This is a genomic window from Dactylosporangium sp. NPDC006015 (assembly GCF_040614215.1).
GTDB lineage: Bacteria > Actinomycetota > Actinomycetes > Mycobacteriales > Micromonosporaceae > Dactylosporangium > Dactylosporangium maewongense.
Genome location: NZ_JBEXUD010000031.1, coordinates 128,356 through 144,871 on the forward strand (window position 1 = coordinate 128,356; position 16,516 = coordinate 144,871).

General features: G+C 70.8%; 13 protein-coding genes. 11 read left to right on the forward strand and 2 right to left on the reverse strand.

Annotated elements, in window-relative coordinates; genetic code table 11:
- Positions 1-40: 40 nt before the first annotated feature.
- The 5 genes from yajC (at position 41) to ABZ321_RS39620 (ending at position 6,760) form a co-directional block, all read left to right on the forward strand.
- Entirely contained in the window at positions 41-418 is a 378-nt protein-coding gene (gene yajC, locus ABZ321_RS39600; protein ID WP_344503653.1) for a preprotein translocase subunit YajC, read from the forward strand.
- Between the two features lie 73 nt (positions 419-491).
- Positions 492-2,342 (forward strand): protein translocase subunit SecD, encoded by a 1,851-nt coding sequence (gene secD, locus ABZ321_RS39605; RefSeq protein WP_354900680.1) that lies wholly within the window; start codon positions 492-494, stop codon positions 2,340-2,342.
- A gap of 2 nt (positions 2,343-2,344) precedes the next feature.
- Complete coding sequence (gene secF / locus ABZ321_RS39610) at positions 2,345-3,478, forward strand: protein translocase subunit SecF (protein ID WP_344503543.1); 1,134 nt, start codon at positions 2,345-2,347, stop codon at positions 3,476-3,478.
- A 51-nt stretch (positions 3,479-3,529) separates the two neighbouring features.
- Positions 3,530-4,081, forward strand: coding sequence for an adenine phosphoribosyltransferase (locus tag ABZ321_RS39615; protein WP_344503654.1), 552 nt, complete (start codon positions 3,530-3,532; stop codon positions 4,079-4,081).
- A gap of 123 nt (positions 4,082-4,204) precedes the next feature.
- Positions 4,205-6,760, forward strand: a complete 2,556-nt coding sequence (locus ABZ321_RS39620) for a bifunctional (p)ppGpp synthetase/guanosine-3',5'-bis(diphosphate) 3'-pyrophosphohydrolase (RefSeq protein WP_354900682.1) — start codon at positions 4,205-4,207, stop codon at positions 6,758-6,760.
- Between the two features lie 969 nt (positions 6,761-7,729).
- Here ABZ321_RS39620 and ABZ321_RS39625 read toward each other — a convergent pair.
- Both ABZ321_RS39625 and ABZ321_RS39630 read right to left on the reverse strand, forming a co-directional pair.
- Entirely contained in the window at positions 7,730-8,545 is an 816-nt protein-coding gene (locus ABZ321_RS39625) for a peptidylprolyl isomerase (RefSeq protein ID WP_344503544.1), read from the reverse strand.
- A gap of 94 nt (positions 8,546-8,639) precedes the next feature.
- Positions 8,640-9,539 carry a peptidylprolyl isomerase gene (locus ABZ321_RS39630; protein ID WP_344503545.1) on the reverse strand — a complete coding sequence of 300 codons (900 nt, stop codon included), beginning with the start codon at positions 9,537-9,539 and terminating at the stop codon, positions 8,640-8,642.
- A 166-nt stretch (positions 9,540-9,705) separates the two neighbouring features.
- Here ABZ321_RS39630 and ABZ321_RS39635 point away from each other — a divergent pair, with 166 nt between their 5' ends.
- From ABZ321_RS39635 to ABZ321_RS39660, 6 genes are all read left to right on the forward strand, one after another.
- Complete coding sequence (locus tag ABZ321_RS39635; RefSeq protein WP_354900685.1) at positions 9,706-10,380, forward strand: MBL fold metallo-hydrolase; 675 nt, start codon at positions 9,706-9,708, stop codon at positions 10,378-10,380.
- Between the two features lie 6 nt (positions 10,381-10,386).
- Complete coding sequence (hisS, locus tag ABZ321_RS39640) at positions 10,387-11,703, forward strand: histidine--tRNA ligase (RefSeq protein WP_354900687.1); 1,317 nt, start codon at positions 10,387-10,389, stop codon at positions 11,701-11,703.
- Between the two features lie 45 nt (positions 11,704-11,748).
- Complete coding sequence (gene aspS, locus ABZ321_RS39645; RefSeq protein WP_354900689.1) at positions 11,749-13,590, forward strand: aspartate--tRNA ligase; 1,842 nt, start codon at positions 11,749-11,751, stop codon at positions 13,588-13,590.
- Positions 13,591-13,592: 2 nt separating this feature from the next.
- Positions 13,593-14,369 carry a sugar nucleotide-binding protein gene (locus ABZ321_RS39650; protein WP_354900696.1) on the forward strand — a complete coding sequence of 259 codons (777 nt, stop codon included), beginning with the start codon at positions 13,593-13,595 and terminating at the stop codon, positions 14,367-14,369.
- A gap of 154 nt (positions 14,370-14,523) precedes the next feature.
- Positions 14,524-15,924 (forward strand): replication-associated recombination protein A, encoded by a 1,401-nt coding sequence (locus tag ABZ321_RS39655; protein WP_354900698.1) that lies wholly within the window; start codon positions 14,524-14,526, stop codon positions 15,922-15,924.
- 351 nt (positions 15,925-16,275) lie between these two features.
- The coding region (locus ABZ321_RS39660) for a hypothetical protein (RefSeq protein ID WP_354900691.1) at positions 16,276-16,516 on the forward strand (241 nt) is incomplete at its 3' end.

Consider the following 16,516-nt stretch of genomic DNA (forward strand, 5'->3'; position numbering starts at 1 on the left):
CCCAGGCAACTGGGTTCCGAGCCGACCGGAAGGCATGATCGTGCTGTTCGCCGAGGCGCAGGGTTCAGGGGGCAGCGGCTTCCCGAGTTTGCTGCTGATCGTCGGGGCCTTCGTCCTGCTCTACTTCATGATGATCCGCCCGCAGCAGCGTCGCCGCCGGGAAGTGCAGAACATGCAGTCCTCGATGGGGGTCGGCGACGAGATCGTCACGGTTGGTGGCCTGTATGGCACGATTCGTGAGATCGACGACGAGACCGTCCTGCTGGAGATCGCGCCCGGCGTCACCGCCAGATACGCCAAGGCCGCGATCGGCAAGGTGACCCAGAAGGCCGCCGCCGTCGACGAGGACGTGACCGAGGCCGAGACCGAGGAGGCCGACGAGCCGGCACCGGGCTCGACGCCGAAGTCGATCGACTGAGCGACCGCCACCACCACGACGAACAAGCACGCCGCGCACCCCGCCGGCGTTAGTGCAGGGAGACCCGACAGCCGTGGCACAACCTCAGGCACCGATGCACCCGGGCCGTCAGCTCGGTGTGCTCGGCACCATCTTCGTTCTGCTCGCCATCTGGGTGTGGTTCGGCGGTGACGGCGGCTGGCGCAACCGGCTTGAGCCTAACCTCGGCCTCGACCTCATCGGCGGGACCACGGTCACGCTGCAGGCGAAGACCGACAACGGCAAGCCGCCGACGAAGCAGCAGATGGCGACGGCCAAGGACATCATCGACAGCCGCGTCAACGGCCTCGGTGTCTCCGAGGCCGAGGTTGTCGTCGAGGGCGACACCAACATCGTCGTCTCCCTGCCGGGCAAGAGCGACGACCGGTTGAAGCAGATCGGCCAGACCGCCGAGCTGCGCTTCCGCAAGGTGCTCGGCTCGACGCAGGACATCGGCGCCGCAGACCCGTCGGCGTCCGCCTCGGCGTCGCCCTCCACCTCGCCCTCCACGTCGGCGGCTCCTTCGGGGACCCCGTCGGCGTCCGGGTCGGCCAGCGCCAAGCCGTCGGGCTCGGCGTCCGCGCCGGCCTCCGCACCGGCGACCTCCGCCCCCGCGTCGGACCCCGCCTCCGCGCCGGCCTCGTCCGCGCCCCCGGTGGCGGCGGACGTCGCCCAGCAGCGCGCGGCGGTGCAGAAGAAGCTCGGCGAGTCCGTCTGGGCCGCCGCCATGGCCGAGACCGCGCCGGTCGACCTGTCCGCCGACCCGGCGAAGGCCCAGCTCTACGCGCCGTTCAAGACCCTGACCCCCGAAGAGGTCGCGGTCCTGCCGCCGGCGATGCAGTACAACATCCCGACCGTCACCTGCGCCCAGCTCGACAAGCGCCCGGTCGGCTCGATCCGCGACGAGAAGCAGCCCGCGGTCGCCTGCCAGCCCGGCGTCAAGTACAACCTCGACATCGCCAAGGTGCTCGGCACCGACGTGGACAACGCCGACTCCTCCATCGACTCGACCAACGGCAAGTGGATCGTCACGATCTCCTTCACCGGCGGCGGCCAGAACCGGTGGACCGAGCTGACCCGCGAGGCGTACAACAACGGCACCGACAGCAAGCAGGTCGCGGTCGTGCTCGACAACCAGGTCGTCTCGGCGCCGGTCATCGAGAGCGTCATCCCCGGCGACGCGCGGATCACCGGCCAGTTCACCAAGCGTGACACCGAACTGCTGGCCAACCAGCTGCAGTACGGCGCGCTCCCGCTGTCCTTCACCCCGCAGGACGCGCAGAGCATCTCCGCCACCCTGGGCAGCTCGCACCTGGAGGCGGGCGTCCTCGCCGCCGGCATCGGCCTCGGCCTGGTCGTGCTCTACTCGTTCTTCTACTACCGGCTGCTCGGCCTGGTCATCACGCTCAGCCTCGTGCTGTCCGGCGCGATGGTCTACATGGCGCTGATCATCCTGGGCCGCACGATGGGCTTCACCCTGACGCTCGCCGGGTTCGCCGGCTTCATCGTGTCACTGGGTGTCGCCGCCGACTCGTTCGTCATCTACTTCGAACGGTTGAAGGACGAGATCCGGGAGGGTCGCAGCCCACGCAGCGCCGTCCCGCGCGCCTGGACCCGGGCCCGCCGCACGATCATCTCGGCCAACGCGATCACCCTGCTCGCCGCCGCGGTGCTGTACTTCTTCTCGATCGGCTCGGTCCGAGGCTTCGCGTTCGCCCTGGGCGTCGCGACCATCCTCGACCTCGTCGTCGTGTTCCTGTTCCGCCATCCGATCATGACGATGTTCGCGCGCAGCAAGGCGTTCTTGTCGCCGCGGGTCTCCGGCCTCGGCCGGATCGTCGAGCAGCGTCCGAGCACTGGTGTGGCGTCCTCCGCCCCCCGTCGTAACCGCCCGAAGGAGGTCTGACGATGAGCGGCAAAGGTGGCATCGCAGCCCGGCTCTACCGTGGTGAAGCCAACGTCAACGTCGTCGGTCGCCGGCGCCTCTGGTTCACCGTCGCCGGCATCGCCCTGCTGATCGCGATCGCCAGCATGGTGTTCCGGGGCTTCACGCTCGGCATCGAGTTCGAGGGTGGCAACCAGTACAACGTCCCGGTCAGCGTCGGCACGCTCGACGAGGTCGAGAAGGCGTTCGGCGACGCCGGCGTCGAGGTCAAGACGGGCCAGACGGTCGGTGACTCGCAGTACGTCATCAAGACCGAGCTGATCAACGACGCGGCCCGGCAGACCGAGATCAAGGAAAAGGTCGCCGACCACTTCAACATCGACGCCACCCAGATCAGCGACAGCGCCGTCAGCACCTCGTGGGGCGACCAGGTCACCGAAAAGGCCCTGGTGAGCCTCGTGATCTTCCTGGCGCTGGTGACGGCCTACCTGGTCTTCCGCTTCGAGTGGCGGATGGCCGTGGCTGCGCTCGCCTCGCTGCTGCTCGACCTGGTCCTCACCGCCGGCGTCTACTCGCTCGTCGGCTTCGAGGTCACCCCGTCGACGGTCATCGGCTTCCTCACCATCCTCGGTTTCGCGCTGTACGACGTCGTCGTCGTGTTCGACAAGGTGCAGGAGAACACCCGTGGCATCACGGGCAACAACAACAGCACCTACAGCGAGGCCGCCAACCTGGCGGTGAACCAGACGCTGATGCGCTCCATCAACACCGGTCTGGTCGCGCTGCTGCCCGTCGGCGGCCTGCTCTTCATCGGTGCCGGCCTCCTCGGCGCGGGCACCCTGAAGGACCTCGGCCTGGTGCTGTTCATCGGTATGGGCGTCGCCGTCTACTCGTCGATCTTCTTCGCCACGCCGGTCCTGGCGGAGCTGAAGACCCGCGAGCCGCGGCTGCAGGCGCACGAGTCCCGCGTGGCGAACCGCCGGGCGGCGCTCGCCAAGCAGGCCACCCAGGCGCCCGTCGTCGACAGCGACGGCGTGCCGCTGACCAAGACCGGGGAGCGGTCCGAGCTCGCCGGTGCGGCACCCCGCCCGGGCAGCCGGCCGCAGGCCAGGCGGCCTCGGGCCGGCGGACGGCCCGGCGCCTCCGGGCGTCGCTGACCCTCATTCGATCACTGGCACGGGCGTCGCTTCTCAGCGGCGCCCGTTCCGCTGTCACCGGAGGTGTACCCCAAGTTGGAGATCTCGGAGCTGGTCGCGAGCAAGGTCGTCGACGTGCCCGACTTTCCCAAGCCCGGCATCCTGTTCAAGGACCTGATGCCGCTCTTCTCCGACGGCCCGGCGTTCGCCGCCGTCATCGACGCGATCATCGCCGAGCACGGCCCGGACAGCTTCGACGTGGTGGCCGGGATCGAGGCGCGGGGCTTCGTGATCGCCGCCGCCATCGCGTACGCCACGGGCAAGGGCGTCGTGCCGGTGCGCAAGGCCGGCAAGCTGCCCCGCGCCACCGTGTCGGCCAGCTACGCCCTCGAGTACGGCGAGGCGACCCTCGAGGTCCACGAGGACGCCTTCGTCGCCGGTGAGCGCGTCCTGGTGGTCGACGACGTGCTGGCGACCGGCGGTACGGCCGCCGCCACCCTCAGCCTCGTCGAACGCGCCGGCGGGACCGTCAGCGGCTTCAGCGTGCTGCTGGAGCTCGGGTTCCTCGACGGGCGGTCCCGGATCGCGCCGCGTCCGGTTCATGCCCTGCTGACCGTGTCCTGACCCTATTTCTGGCCTGGGAATGTCGGTGGGGGCGGGTACGCTTGCGGTCCATACGTTGACGGCGATGAGGAGTGGCCGGTGACCGGCGACATCGCATCCCCGAAGGGGGGTACGGTCAAGCGGATGGGCGCTGCGTCGACACCGGAGGCGGTCCACGTGCCAGACGATCAGCAACACGCACCGCAGGGCACCGAGCCCGAGACGGCCGAGGCCGGCGGTGTGGTGCTGCAGTTCCCGACCCCCGACGGCGCCGTCGTGCACAACCGGCGCTCGACCGACCCGGGCTACACCGGTCCGCAGCCCCCGGCGCCCGCCGGCGGGCCGCCGGTGCGCCGGGTGGCGGACGACCCGCCGGGCGAGGACACCGAGGACCTGACCGAGGCGGCCGGCTCGATGACGGGCGCCGCCCTGGGTCTGGTCGGCGCCGCGCCGACCGGGCGGCGGGTCCGCGCGCGGCTCGCCCGGTTCAACGCGCCGTGGCAGAGCCCGTCGGTCAGCGAGGTGCTCGAGCCGCTGATCGCCCAGCACAAGGCCAGCCACCCGAAGGCCGACGTGCGGCTGCTGCAGCGCGCGTATGACATGGCCGAGCACTTCCACAAGGGGCAGTACCGCAAGTCCGGCGACCCCTACATCACCCACCCGCTCGCCGTCGCCACGATCCTCGCCGACCTGGGCATGGACACCACCACCCTGGTCGCGGCGCTGCTGCACGACACGATCGAGGACACCGAGTACACGATCGAGCGAATCCAGCACGACTTCGGCGGCGAGGTCACGCTGCTCGTCGACGGCGTCACCAAGCTCGACAAGGTCAAGCTCGGCGACGCGGCCAAGGCCGAGACGATCCGCAAGATGGTCGTCGCCATGGCCAAGGACCCGCGGGTGCTGGTCATCAAGCTGGCCGACCGGCTGCACAACATGCGGACCCTGACCTTCCTGCCCCGCCCCAAGCAGGAGCAGAAGGCCAAGGAGACCCTGGAGATCCTGGCGCCGCTGGCGCACCGCCTCGGCATGAACACGATCAAGTGGGAGCTGGAGGACCTCGCGTTCCGCACGCTCTTCCCGAAGCGGTTCGACGAGATCAGCCGGCTCATCGCCGAGCACACCCCGCAGCGCGACTCGCTGCTGCGCACGGTCACGCAGAAGGTCGCCGCCGACCTCAAGCAGGCGAAGATCAAGTCCGAGGTCACCGGCCGGCCGAAGCACCTGTACTCCGTCTACCAGAAGATGATCGTCCGCGGCCGCGACTTCGGCGACATCTACGACCTCGTCGGCGTGCGCATCCTCGTCGACACGGTCCGGGACTGCTATGCGGCGCTCGGTGTCATCCACGCGAACTGGCAGCCCGTCCCGGGCCGGTTCAAGGACTACATCGCGATGCCGAAGTTCAACATGTACCAGTCGCTGCACACGACCGTGATCGGCCCCACCGGCAAGCCGGTCGAGCTGCAGATCCGCAGCTACGCGATGCACCGCACCGCCGAGTACGGCATCGCCGCGCACTGGCGCTACAAGGAGTCCAAGAGCGCGACGATCGCCGGCCCGCCCGCCCACATCGACGAGATGACGTGGCTGCGGCAGCTGCTGGACTGGCAGCGGGAGGCGAGCGACCCGTCGGAGTTCCTCGACGCGCTGCGCTTCGACCTCTCCAGCCAGGAGGTCTACGTCTTCACGCCCAAGGGCGACGTGATCGCGCTGACCGCCGGCTCCACCCCGGTCGACTTCGCCTACGCCGTGCACACCGAGGTCGGCCACAAGTGCATCGGCGCCCGGGTCAACGGCAAGCTCGTCCCGCTGGAGAGCACCCTCTCCAACGGCGACGTCATCGAGATCTTCACGTCGAAGTCCGAGACCGCCGGCCCCACCCAGGACTGGCTCGGCTTCGTCAAGAGCCCCCGGGCCCGCACCAAGATCCGGCAGTACTTCAACAAGGAGCGCCGCGAGGAGGCGATCGAGGCCGGCAAGGAGGCGATCGTCAAGGCCATGCGCAAGCAGGGGCTGCCCCTGCAGCGCCTCCTGACCTCCGAGTCGCTCATGACGATCGCCCGCGAGCTGCACCTCGCCGACGTCGCCGCCCTCTACGCCGCCGTCGGCGACGGCCAGGCCTCGGCCCAGTCGATCGTCCAGCGCCTCGTCGCCGGCTACGGTGGCGAGGAGGGCGCCGTCGAGGACATCGCGGAGACCGCCACCCCGACCCGCCCCGCCCGCACCCGCACCGCCGCCTCCGACCCCGGCGTCGAGGTCCTGGGCGTCGACGACGTCTGGATCAAGCTCGCCCGCTGCTGCACCCCGGTCCCCGGCGACGCCGTCTTCGGCTTCGTCACCCGCTCCGGCGGCGTCAGCGTCCACCGTGACGACTGCGCCAACGCGGCCGACCTCAAGGAGCAGCCCGAGCGCGTCCTCGAGGTCAACTGGAAGCCGACCAGCGCCTCCACCTTCCTGGTCGCCATCCAGGTCGAGGCTTTGGACCGTCACAAGCTCCTCGCCGACGTCACCCGCGTCCTCTCCGAGGAGCGTGTCAACATCCTCTCCGCCACCGTCACCACCACCCGCGACAGGGTGGCGATCAGCAGGTTCAGCTTCGAGATGGCCGACCCGAAGCACCTCAACCACCTGCTGGCCGCCGTCCGCCGCATCGACGGTGTCTACGACGCCTACCGGGTCACATCGGGCGCCTAGCCTTTTCCGCTCCCGCTTTCCGCGCCCGGCCACCACCCGCGCGCGGGTCCCGCCTGTCCATCTACGGCGCAGCGACCACACCCACCGCGCCCGCCCAGCGCTATTGCCGCGGCCTCCTCAGGCGCACCACCACCGGCGAGACGGCCCTGGCGCTGTTCCCGGCGACCAACGACGGCGTGGCGCCTCGAACGACGCCTTGGACGGCGCTGGACCCTGCAAGGACGGCGTCGGGGGAGCATCATCGCCCCCCACGGCACTGACGGGCAACCACGTCACCTGACACAGGGCTCGTTCGCCATGCGGCCGAACGCACCGACCGTCTCTCCCCGTGTGGGCAATTCCCCCTGGATCTGCGAACGCGCCTCAGAACGGACCGAGATCCCCGGCAGGGCACTCGCAACTCGCGACGGACCGTGACTCCCGTGGTCGGGCACCGCGGCCAAGCCCGACCGAGATCCCCGGCCGGGGCGGCCGTGTGCAGGCGCGACCGAGACCTTGCCGGGCGCCATCGCTTCACCAGTAGGGCCGCCTGTGCCGCCCGTGCCGGACTCCGACCATTCCGGCCCGTGCTGGACTCCGCCCGTGCCGCTCGTGCCGCCGTGCCGGACTGCGCTCGTGTCGGACTCTGCCTGTGCCGGACTTCGCTCGTGCTACTCGTGCTGGACTGCGCCCTTGCCGTTGCCGGGTGGATTCACGGCGCTGTCGTGGGTTCCCTATGCCGGTGCGTGTCGGCGCGAGTGGGCTTCCGGGCTGCCGGCCTCGTCTGCGGTGAGCCTCGGTCAATGGGCGGATTTGCGGCTTTTGTGTAACGGTGCTCTATCTGGAACGGGTGGATTTGGGTACTGGTCAACGTCTGTGCGGGGAGTGGTGTCGGGCCGCGGGCATGGTGCACCTCGGGGGAGAGGTTGTGGAAAGCGAACGGCCGCGGGTGGGAGCCCGCGGCCGTTCGGTGGGAGAAAGTGACGAGCGTCAGGAAGCTGGGCTCATCGTCAGGGTCTTGATCTTCACCTCGGTCTTCGGGGCGCCGTCGCCGGAGGCGGCCGCGGCGGGGTCGCCGGAGGCGGCGGGGTCGGGCAGGGTGCCGGCCTCGGCGACCTTCTTGACCAGGTCGAGGCCCTCGGTCACGCGGCCCAGGACCGTGTAGTCGGCGGAGAGCTGCTCGATGTCCTTGTAGACGATGAAGAACTGGCTGCCGCTCGAAGCCGGGTTCTGGGTCTTCGCGATGGCGACCATGCCCTCGGTGTACGCGGGGCGGCGGCCGGTCGGCAGGTTCTCCTCGGCGTAGCGGTACGTCGGGCCGCCGAGGCTGGTGCCGGACGGGTCGCCGCACTGCAGGACGTAGATGCTCTGCGTCACCAGGCGGTGGCACTTGGTGTCGTCGAAGAACTTCTTGCTGGCCAGGTACGTGAAGCTGGCGGCCGCGCACGGAGCGTTGGCGGTGTCGACCTTGATCTTGATCGTGCCGACGCTGGTGTCCATGGTCATGGTCTGCGAACCGGTGCGCGGCTCGCCGGAGGTGGGCGGGGTGCCCACGTCCTTGACCTCCTTGGGGATCTCAGGCGCGGGCGACGCCGACGGGTCGACCAGGGGCAGCCAGGTGCAGTTGGTCGGGGCCGCCGAGGCGGACCCCGAGGCGGCCGCCTCGGGGCTCGCCTTGTCGTCGCCCTTGGTCAGCACGACCACCAGCCACGCCACACCGAGCAGGACCACCAACCCGCCGGCCGCAGCGGCGATCGTCGTGTTCCTGCGCCGTCGGCCGGCTGAGCGCTCTGCGCGGTCTGCCATCTCCCGCTCCAGCCGCGCACGCGCTGCGGCGCGCTGGCGGTCCCGGTTGGAGGTCACGGTTGGTACTCCTTGCTCAGCAGGGATTGGGATGGAGTTACGACTTGCTGGAAGCGCTGGCCAACGGCGTCGCGGGCGCGGACGACGCGGGCGTCGAGGCCGGGACCGACGTGGCGGGCGTCGGGTCCTCCTGCGGCGCGACGTCGGTGACCGTCAGCGAGCTGATCTTGGCCTCGGTCTTCGGCTTGCCGTCGTTGGCCGGCTCGGAGCCGCCTTCACCGATCTTGGTGAGGACGTCCATGCCGCCGACGATCGTGCCGAAGACGGTGTAGTTCGGCGGCAGCTTGACGTCCTTGAACACCAGGAAGAACTGGCTGCCGTTGGTGTCGACGCCCGAGTTGGCCATGGCGACCGTGCCGGCCGGGTACAGGACGTTGGTGTCCGCCGGGGCCGACGGGTCCGCCGCGGAAGCGGACGGCGCGGGGGCCGGCGGCGGGTTGTTCTCGTCCGGGAACCGGTACGCGGGTCCGCCGCTGCCGGTCGCCGACGGGTCGCCGCACTGCAGCAGCGAGTCGTTGACCATCCGGTGGCAGGTGGTGTTGTCGAAGAACTTCTTGCCCGCGAGGTACGTGAAACTCTCCACGGTGCAGGGCGCCTTGCTCGGGTCGAGCTTGGTGGTCACGGTGCCCTGGCCGAGCGCGATCGTCATCGTCTTGACGCCGTTCTTGACGATGTCGTTGGTCCGCGGCTTGCCCACGTCGGTCACGCCGTTGCCGGCGTCGATCGGGGTCCAGGCGCACTCGGAAGCGCGGATCGGTTCGGGGTCGAAGCCTCCGGTCTTCCAGATCACGGCAAGGACCAGCAGGGTCAGTGCCACCGCCCCGCCGATGCCGGCCTGCCATTGCCGACGACGCCGTGCCGCTGCCGCCCGACGGGCGATCTGCCGCTCGGTCTTCGCCCGCGCCAAGGCGCGTTGCCGGCTCTTACTGGAAGCCACCTGTGCTCCCCTCCAGGAAAATACGTTTGGGTCCCACGTCACACGCCCGCCAGAGTGTACGGGTAGAAACCGGAATGGTGGTCGCCGCCCGGTCACGGTTCGCTGTGCCTGACCTCCGGATAGGGTCTGAGGGGTTGTCGCGCGGAAATCGACAGGGAGGAGCGCCGTGCTCGTCGCCGGCTTTCCCGCCGAAGCGTTCGGGACCAACTGCTACGTGGTCGCCCCGGCGCCAGGTGAGCAGTGCGTGGTCATCGACCCCGGGATCGGGGTCATCGACCGGCTCGACGCCGTGCTCGCCGAGCACCGGCTGCAGCCGGCCGCGGTCCTGCTGACCCACGGCCACCTGGACCACACGTTCTCCGTCACGCCGGTCTGCGGCGCACGCGGGATCACGGCCTACATCCACCCGGACGACGGCGAGATGCTCGCCGACCCGGCGAAGGGGCTCAGCACCGACCTGACGGCGCTGTTCGGCGGCCGGCTGACCTGGACGGAGCCCGAGGACGTCGCACCCCTGGAGGACGGCCTGGTCCTCAAGATAGCCGGGCTGGAGCTGATCGTCGACCACGCGCCGGGCCACACGCGCGGGTCGGTGATGTTCCGCAGCGCCGAGGAGATCTTCACCGGCGACGTGCTGTTCAAGGGCTCCATCGGCCGCACCGACCTGCCCGGCGGCAGCATGACGCAGATGATGGCGAGCCTGCGCGACAAGGTGCTCACGCTTTCCGACGACCTCGTTGTCCTGCCCGGGCACGGGCCCGGCACCACGATCGGCCGGGAGCGCAAGGGCAACCCGTACCTGCGCGAGGCGACGACACAGAACCCCAACCGAGGCTGGTAGAGACAGATGACCCGTCCCACGCCGCTGTCCGGGTTTCCGGAGTGGCTCCCCGAGCAGCGCCTCGTCGAGCAGCAGGTCCTGGACCGGCTGCGGCGCACCTTCGAGCTGTACGGCTTCTCGCCCCTGGAGACGCGCGCCGTCGAGCCCCTCGACCAGCTGCTGCGCAAGGGCGAGACCTCGAAGGAGGTCTACACCCTGCGCCGCCTGCAGGCGGCCGAAGGCGAGGACGATCAGAGTCTCGGGCTGCACTTCGACCTGACCGTCCCGTTCGCCCGGTTCGTCCTGGAGAATGCCGGAAAGCTGCAGTTCCCGTTCCGCCGGTATCAGATCCAGAAGGTGTGGCGGGGGGAGCGGCCGGCGGCGGGCCGCTATCGCGAGTTCCTGCAGGCGGACATCGACATCGTCGACCGTGACACCCTGCCCTCCCACTACGAGGCCGAGATCCCGCTGGTCATCGGCGACGCGCTGCGGTCGCTGCCGATTCCGCCAGTCAAGATCATGGTGAACAACCGCAAGCTGTGTGAGGGGTTCTACCGGGGGCTCGGACTCGAGGATCCCGAAGAAATTCTCAGAATAGTCGACAAACTGGACAAAATCGGTCCAAACGCGGTGAAAGCCGAAATCCAGCAGAAGGCCACCGAGGCGCAGGCCGAGGCGTGCCTCGCCCTCGCCGGGATCAGCGCGCAGGACGCGTCCTTCGCCGACGACGTGCGCAAGCTCGGCGTCGAGCACCCGCTGCTCGACGAGGGCATCGCCGAGCTCACCGCGGTCGTGGAGACCGCCCGCGAGCACAGCCCCGGCCTGGTCGAGGCGACGCTGAAGATCGCCCGCGGCCTCGACTACTACACCGGCACCGTGTACGAGACCGAGCTCGCCGGGTTCGAGCAGTTCGGCTCGATCTGTTCCGGCGGGCGGTACGACAACCTGGCCAGCGCCGGCCGCGACGTCTTCCCCGGCGTCGGCATCTCCATCGGCGTCTCGCGGCTGCTCGGCCTGCTCTTCAAGGCCGACGCGCTCGGCGTCACGCGCCCCGTGCCGACCGCTGTCCTCGTCGCGCTGTGGAGCGAGGAGGAGCGCGCCGCCAGCAACCGGATCGCCGCCTCGCTGCGCGCCCGCGGGATCGCGACGGAGGTGGCACCCGTACCGGCGAAACTCGGCAAGCAGATCCGCTACGCCGAACGGCGCGGCATCCCCTTCGTCTGGTTCCCCGCCAACGGGGAGAACCCGGACCAGGTCAAGGACATCCGGTCCGGCGAGCAGGCCGCGGCCGAAGCCCAAACCTGGGCGCCCCCGGCCGCGGACATGGCACCGACGCTGCGGTGACAGAATGACTACCACCTGCCCATGCGCGAAGGAGAGAGACATCCCGTGATCCGATCCCATCAGTCCGGCGCCCTGCGGGCCGGCGACGCCGGCACGACCGTGACGCTCGCCGGCTGGGTGGCCCGCCGGCGCGACCACGGCGGCGTGATCTTCGTGGATCTCCGGGACGCCTCCGGTGTCGTCCAGGTCGTGTTCCGCGAGGACATGGAGGTCGCGCACGCGCTGCGCAACGAGTACTGCGTGCTCGTCACCGGCGAGGTGCGCGCCCGGCCCGCCGGCAACGAGAACGCCGACCTGCCCACGGGCGACGTCGAGGTCGTCGCGACGGCCCTCGAGGTGCTGTCGGAGGCCGCGCCGCTGCCGCTGCCCGTCGACGACGGCGACGCCGCCAGCGACGACGTGCGCTACCGGTACCGCTACCTCGACCTGCGCCGCTCCGGCCCGCACAAGGCGATGAAGCTGCGCTCCCGCGCCAACCAGATCGCCCGCAACCTGCTCGCCGACCGTGACTTCGTCGAGGTCGAGACGCCGACGCTGACCCGCTCCACGCCCGAGGGCGCCCGCGACTTCCTGGTCCCGGTCCGCCTGCAGCCCGGCACCTGGTACGCACTGCCCCAGTCGCCACAGCTGTTCAAGCAGCTGCTCATGGTCGGCGGCCTGGAGCGGTACTACCAGATCGCCCGCTGCTACCGCGACGAAGGCTTCCGCGCCGACCGGCAGCCGGAGTTCACCCAGCTGGACATCGAGATGTCGTTCGTGACCCAGGACGACATCATCGAGCTCGGCGAGTCGATCGTCCGGGCGCTGTGGTCCGACCTGGCCGGCCACGAGATCACCGGCGAGATCCCGAAGCTGACCTGGCACGACGCCCTCGCGCGGTACGGCTCCGACAAGCCCGACCTGCGCTACTCCGTCGAGCTGACCGAGCTGACGGACTACCTGCGCGGCACCGAGTTCCGCGTCTTCGCCGGCGCCATCGACGGCGGCGGCTACGTCGGCGGGGTCGTCATGCCCGGCGGCGCCGCGCAGACCCGCAAGGAGCTCGACGCCTGGCAGGACTGGGCGAAGGCGCGCGGCGCCCGCGGCCTCGCCTACGTCGTCCTCGACGCCGAGACCGGCGAGCCGAAGGGTCCCGTCGCGAAGAACCTGTCCGCGGAGCACCTGGCCGGCCTCGCCGACGCCGTCGGCGCCAAGCCCGGCGACGCGGTGTTCTTCGCCGCCTCCGCCGAGCGGCGCCAGGCACAGGAGCTGCTCGGCGCGGCCCGCGTCGAGATCGCGAAGCGGGCGAAGCTCGTCGACGAGTCGGCGTGGTCGTTCTGCTGGATCGTCGACGCGCCCATGTTCGAGCCGACCGACCCGGAGGCCGGCGGCACCGGCGGCGGCGCGAAGGGCTGGACGGCCGTGCACCACCCGTTCACCTCGCCCAACCGCGAGTGGATCGACCGCTTCGAGGAGTCGCCGGGCGAGGCCCTCGCCTACGCGTACGACATCGTCTGCAACGGCAACGAGATCGGCGGTGGGTCGGTCCGTATCCACCGGGGCGACGTGCAGCGCCGGGTCTTCGACATGCTGGGCATCAGCGCCGAGGACGCCGCGGACAAGTTCGGCTTCCTGCTCGAGGCGTTCAAGTACGGCCCGCCGCCGCACGCCGGCATCGCCTTCGGCTGGGACCGCATCTGCATGCTGCTGTCCGGCGTCGACTCGATCCGTGAGGTGATCGCGTTCCCGAAGACCGGCGGCGGCTTCGACCCGCTGACCAGCGCGCCGACCCCGATCACCGCCCAGCAGCGGTTGGAGGCCGGCGTGGACGCCAAGCCCAAGGCCGCCGGAGCCCCCGAGGCGAAGGCAGAGGCGAAGACTGAGGCGAAGACAGAGGTCAAGGCTTGACGGTGCTCGTGACCGGCGCCTCCGGGTATCTCGGAGGCGCCGTCGCCGCCCTGGCCGGGGCCGTCCCCGCGCCGCGGATCGACATCAGGGACCTGGGCGCCCTGTCGGCCATGTTCGCCGTGGTACGACCGGCGACGGTCATCCACACCGCCACGGTCCTCGGCAACAAGGGCGGCGCGGCCGACGACCTCTGGCCGGTCGTCTCGGCGGGCGCCGCCAACGTCGCGGTCGCCGCCCGCTCGATCGGCGCCCGGCTCGTGCACGTCTCCTCCGACGCCGTGTTCGCGGGGCGTGACGCGCCGTACACGGAGGCGGACGCGCCGTCGCCGGTCTTCGACTACGGCGCCGCGAAGGCCGCCGCCGAGGAGGCCGTCGCCGCCGTCGACCCGGGTGCGGCGATCGTCCGCACGTCGCTGATCGTCTCCGGCGGCCGCGGGAAGCTGTCCCGGCACGAGCAGACCTGCCTCGACCTGGCGACCGGAGCCGCGTCCGGGGCGCTGTTCACCGACGAGATCCGCTGCCCGATCGCCGTCGACGACCTGGCCGCGGCCCTGGTGGCCGTCGCCGCGACCGACCACGCCGGCGTGCTCAACGTGGCCGGCCCCGAGGCGCTGTCCCGGCACGAGATCGGCGTCCGCGTCGCGGAACGGCACGGCGTGGACCCCGCGAAGGTGCCGGCGTCGACGCTCGCGGCGAGCGGAATGACCCGTCCGGCCAGGGTCGTGCTGGACTCCTCGGCGGCCCGGGCGCTGCTCGGTCTCACTCCACGGCCTGTCTGACCAAGGTCTTTCGCAGCGCACACAAAGTTTGAGTGCGGACGCGGAGCGTTCGCACGGGGGGTGTGGGGAGGCGCAGCCCCCCACAAAACCGCGGCCCGCAAGGGTCGGGGAGCTAGAAGCTGTAGGGTCTGGGGCCGTGGACGGCTTGTTCGAGATGCAACCACCGGGCGGCGGCGATCCCGCGCCCCCCGGCGGATTCGACGACGTCGCCGCCGACGCGCCCCTCGCCGTGCGGATGCGCCCGCGGACCCTGGACGAGCTCGTCGGCCAGCAGCACCTGCTCGCGCCGGGCGCGCCCCTGCGGCAGCTGGTCAGCGGCGACGCGCCGATGTCGGTGATCCTGTTCGGTCCGCCCGGCTGCGGCAAGACCACGGTCGCGCACCTGGTCGCCCGGGCCACCGACCGCAAGTTCGTGGCGCTGTCCGCGCTCAACGCGGGCGTCAAGGACGTGCGGTCGGTCATCGATGTCGCACGCCGGGAGCGCCGCCGGGGCGGGCCGCCGACCGTGCTCTTCATCGACGAGGTGCACCGCTTCAGCAAGACGCAGCAGGACTCGCTCCTCGCGGCCGTCGAGGACCGCACCGTCACGCTGCTCGCCGCCACCACCGAGAACCCGTTCTTCTCCGTCATCACGCCGCTCATGTCGCGCTGCGTGCCGCTGAAGCTGCATCCGCTGACCGAGGACGACGTGCGCGAGCTGCTGCGCCGTGCCGTGGCCGACCCGCGGGGGCTCGACGGCAAGGTGACGCTCGCTCCTGATGCGGAGGCGCATCTGGTACGCCTGGCGGGCGGCGACGTGCGGAAGGCCCTCACCGCGCTCGAGGCGGCCGCGGCCGCGACGACGGCACAGGGCGCCGAGGTCATCGACCTGGCCACCGCCGAGCAGGCCATCGACGTGGCGGCGCTGCGGTACGACCGGGACGGCGACGAGCACTACGACGTGGTGAGCGCGTTCATCAAGAGCATCCGCGGCTCCGACGTCGACGCGGCCCTGCACTACCTGGCGAGGATGCTGGAGGCGGGGGAGGACGCCCGGTTCATCGCCCGGCGCCTGATCGTGCACGCCAGCGAGGACGTCGGCATGGCCGACCCGACCGCCCTGCAGACCGCGACCGCCGCCGCGCACGCCGTGCAGTTCGTCGGCCTGCCCGAGGCGCAGATCGTCCTGGCGCAGGCGGTGATCCACCTGTCGGTCGCCCCGAAGTCCAACGCGGTCGTTGCCGCGATCGGCGCCGCCATGGCCGACGTCCGCGCCGGGCACGGCGGTGCAGTTCCCGCGCATTTACGCGATTCGCACTACAGCGGCGCATCCAAGCTCGGCCACGGCAAAGGGTACAAATACCCCCACGACGACTCCCGAGGCGTTGTGCAGCAACGGTACGCCCCGGAAGGGCTCGACGACCGGGAGTACTACCGCCCTACGGGCCATGGCGCAGAGCGCGCTGTGGCGGAACGATTGCCGAAACTGCGGCGTATCGTGCGGGGGACCACAGTGTCGGCAGCAGACCCCGCAACCGACGGCGCGACCAGCATGGTGGAGGAGCGGCACCGGTGACATCGGGTCGAGATGAGGCCAAGAAGCGGCGCGGCCGCGGCAAGGCCGAAGAAGGCCCGAGCGACGAGGACCTCGGCTGGCTCGCCGAACTCCGCAGCGCCCGAGGCGACGAGGACGTCCTTCAACAGCCGCCCGCGGCCCCGCGCGACGGCGGCCACGACGTGCTGGACCAGCCGGCCCCCCGCCGCGCCGAGCCCACCCAGGCCTGGCAGGCCCCCCGCGCCGCCGGTCGCGGCGAGGTCGAGCGTGAGTCGCCGTCGGGTGGTGTACCGGCCGCGGGTCGTCGTGCCGCGCCTGAGCCGACGACCGCGTGGCAGGCCCCCCGCGCCGCCGGTCGCGGCGAGGCCGATCGTGAGTCGCCGTCGGGTGGTGTACCGGCGGCTGGTCGTCGTGCTGCCCCTGAGCCGACGGCGGCGTGGCAGCCCGAGACTTCCCAGTCCGGTCGTCGGGCCGCTGGTCGCGGTGCGGTCGATCGTGAGTCGCCGTCGGGTGGCGTGCCGGCGGCTGGTCGTCGTGCTGCCCCTGAGCCGACGGCGGCGTGGCAGCCCGAGACTTCCCAGTCCGGTCGTCGGGCCGCTGGTCGCGGTGCGGT

What these genes read in the sequence shown, in the direction of transcription:
- secF (WP_344503543.1), top strand. Translation starts at nt 2,345, where the DNA reads ATGAGCGGCAAAGGTGGCATCGCAGCCCGGCTCTACCGTGGTGAAGCC.
- ABZ321_RS39620 (WP_354900682.1), top strand. Translation starts at nt 4,205, where the DNA reads ATGGGCGCTGCGTCGACACCGGAGGCGGTCCACGTGCCAGACGATCAG.
- ABZ321_RS39625 (WP_344503544.1), bottom strand. Translation starts at nt 8,545, where the DNA reads ATGGCAGACCGCGCAGAGCGCTCAGCCGGCCGACGGCGCAGGAACACG.
- hisS (WP_354900687.1), top strand. Translation starts at nt 10,387, where the DNA reads ATGACCCGTCCCACGCCGCTGTCCGGGTTTCCGGAGTGGCTCCCCGAG.
- ABZ321_RS39655 (WP_354900698.1), top strand. Translation starts at nt 14,524, where the DNA reads ATGCAACCACCGGGCGGCGGCGATCCCGCGCCCCCCGGCGGATTCGAC.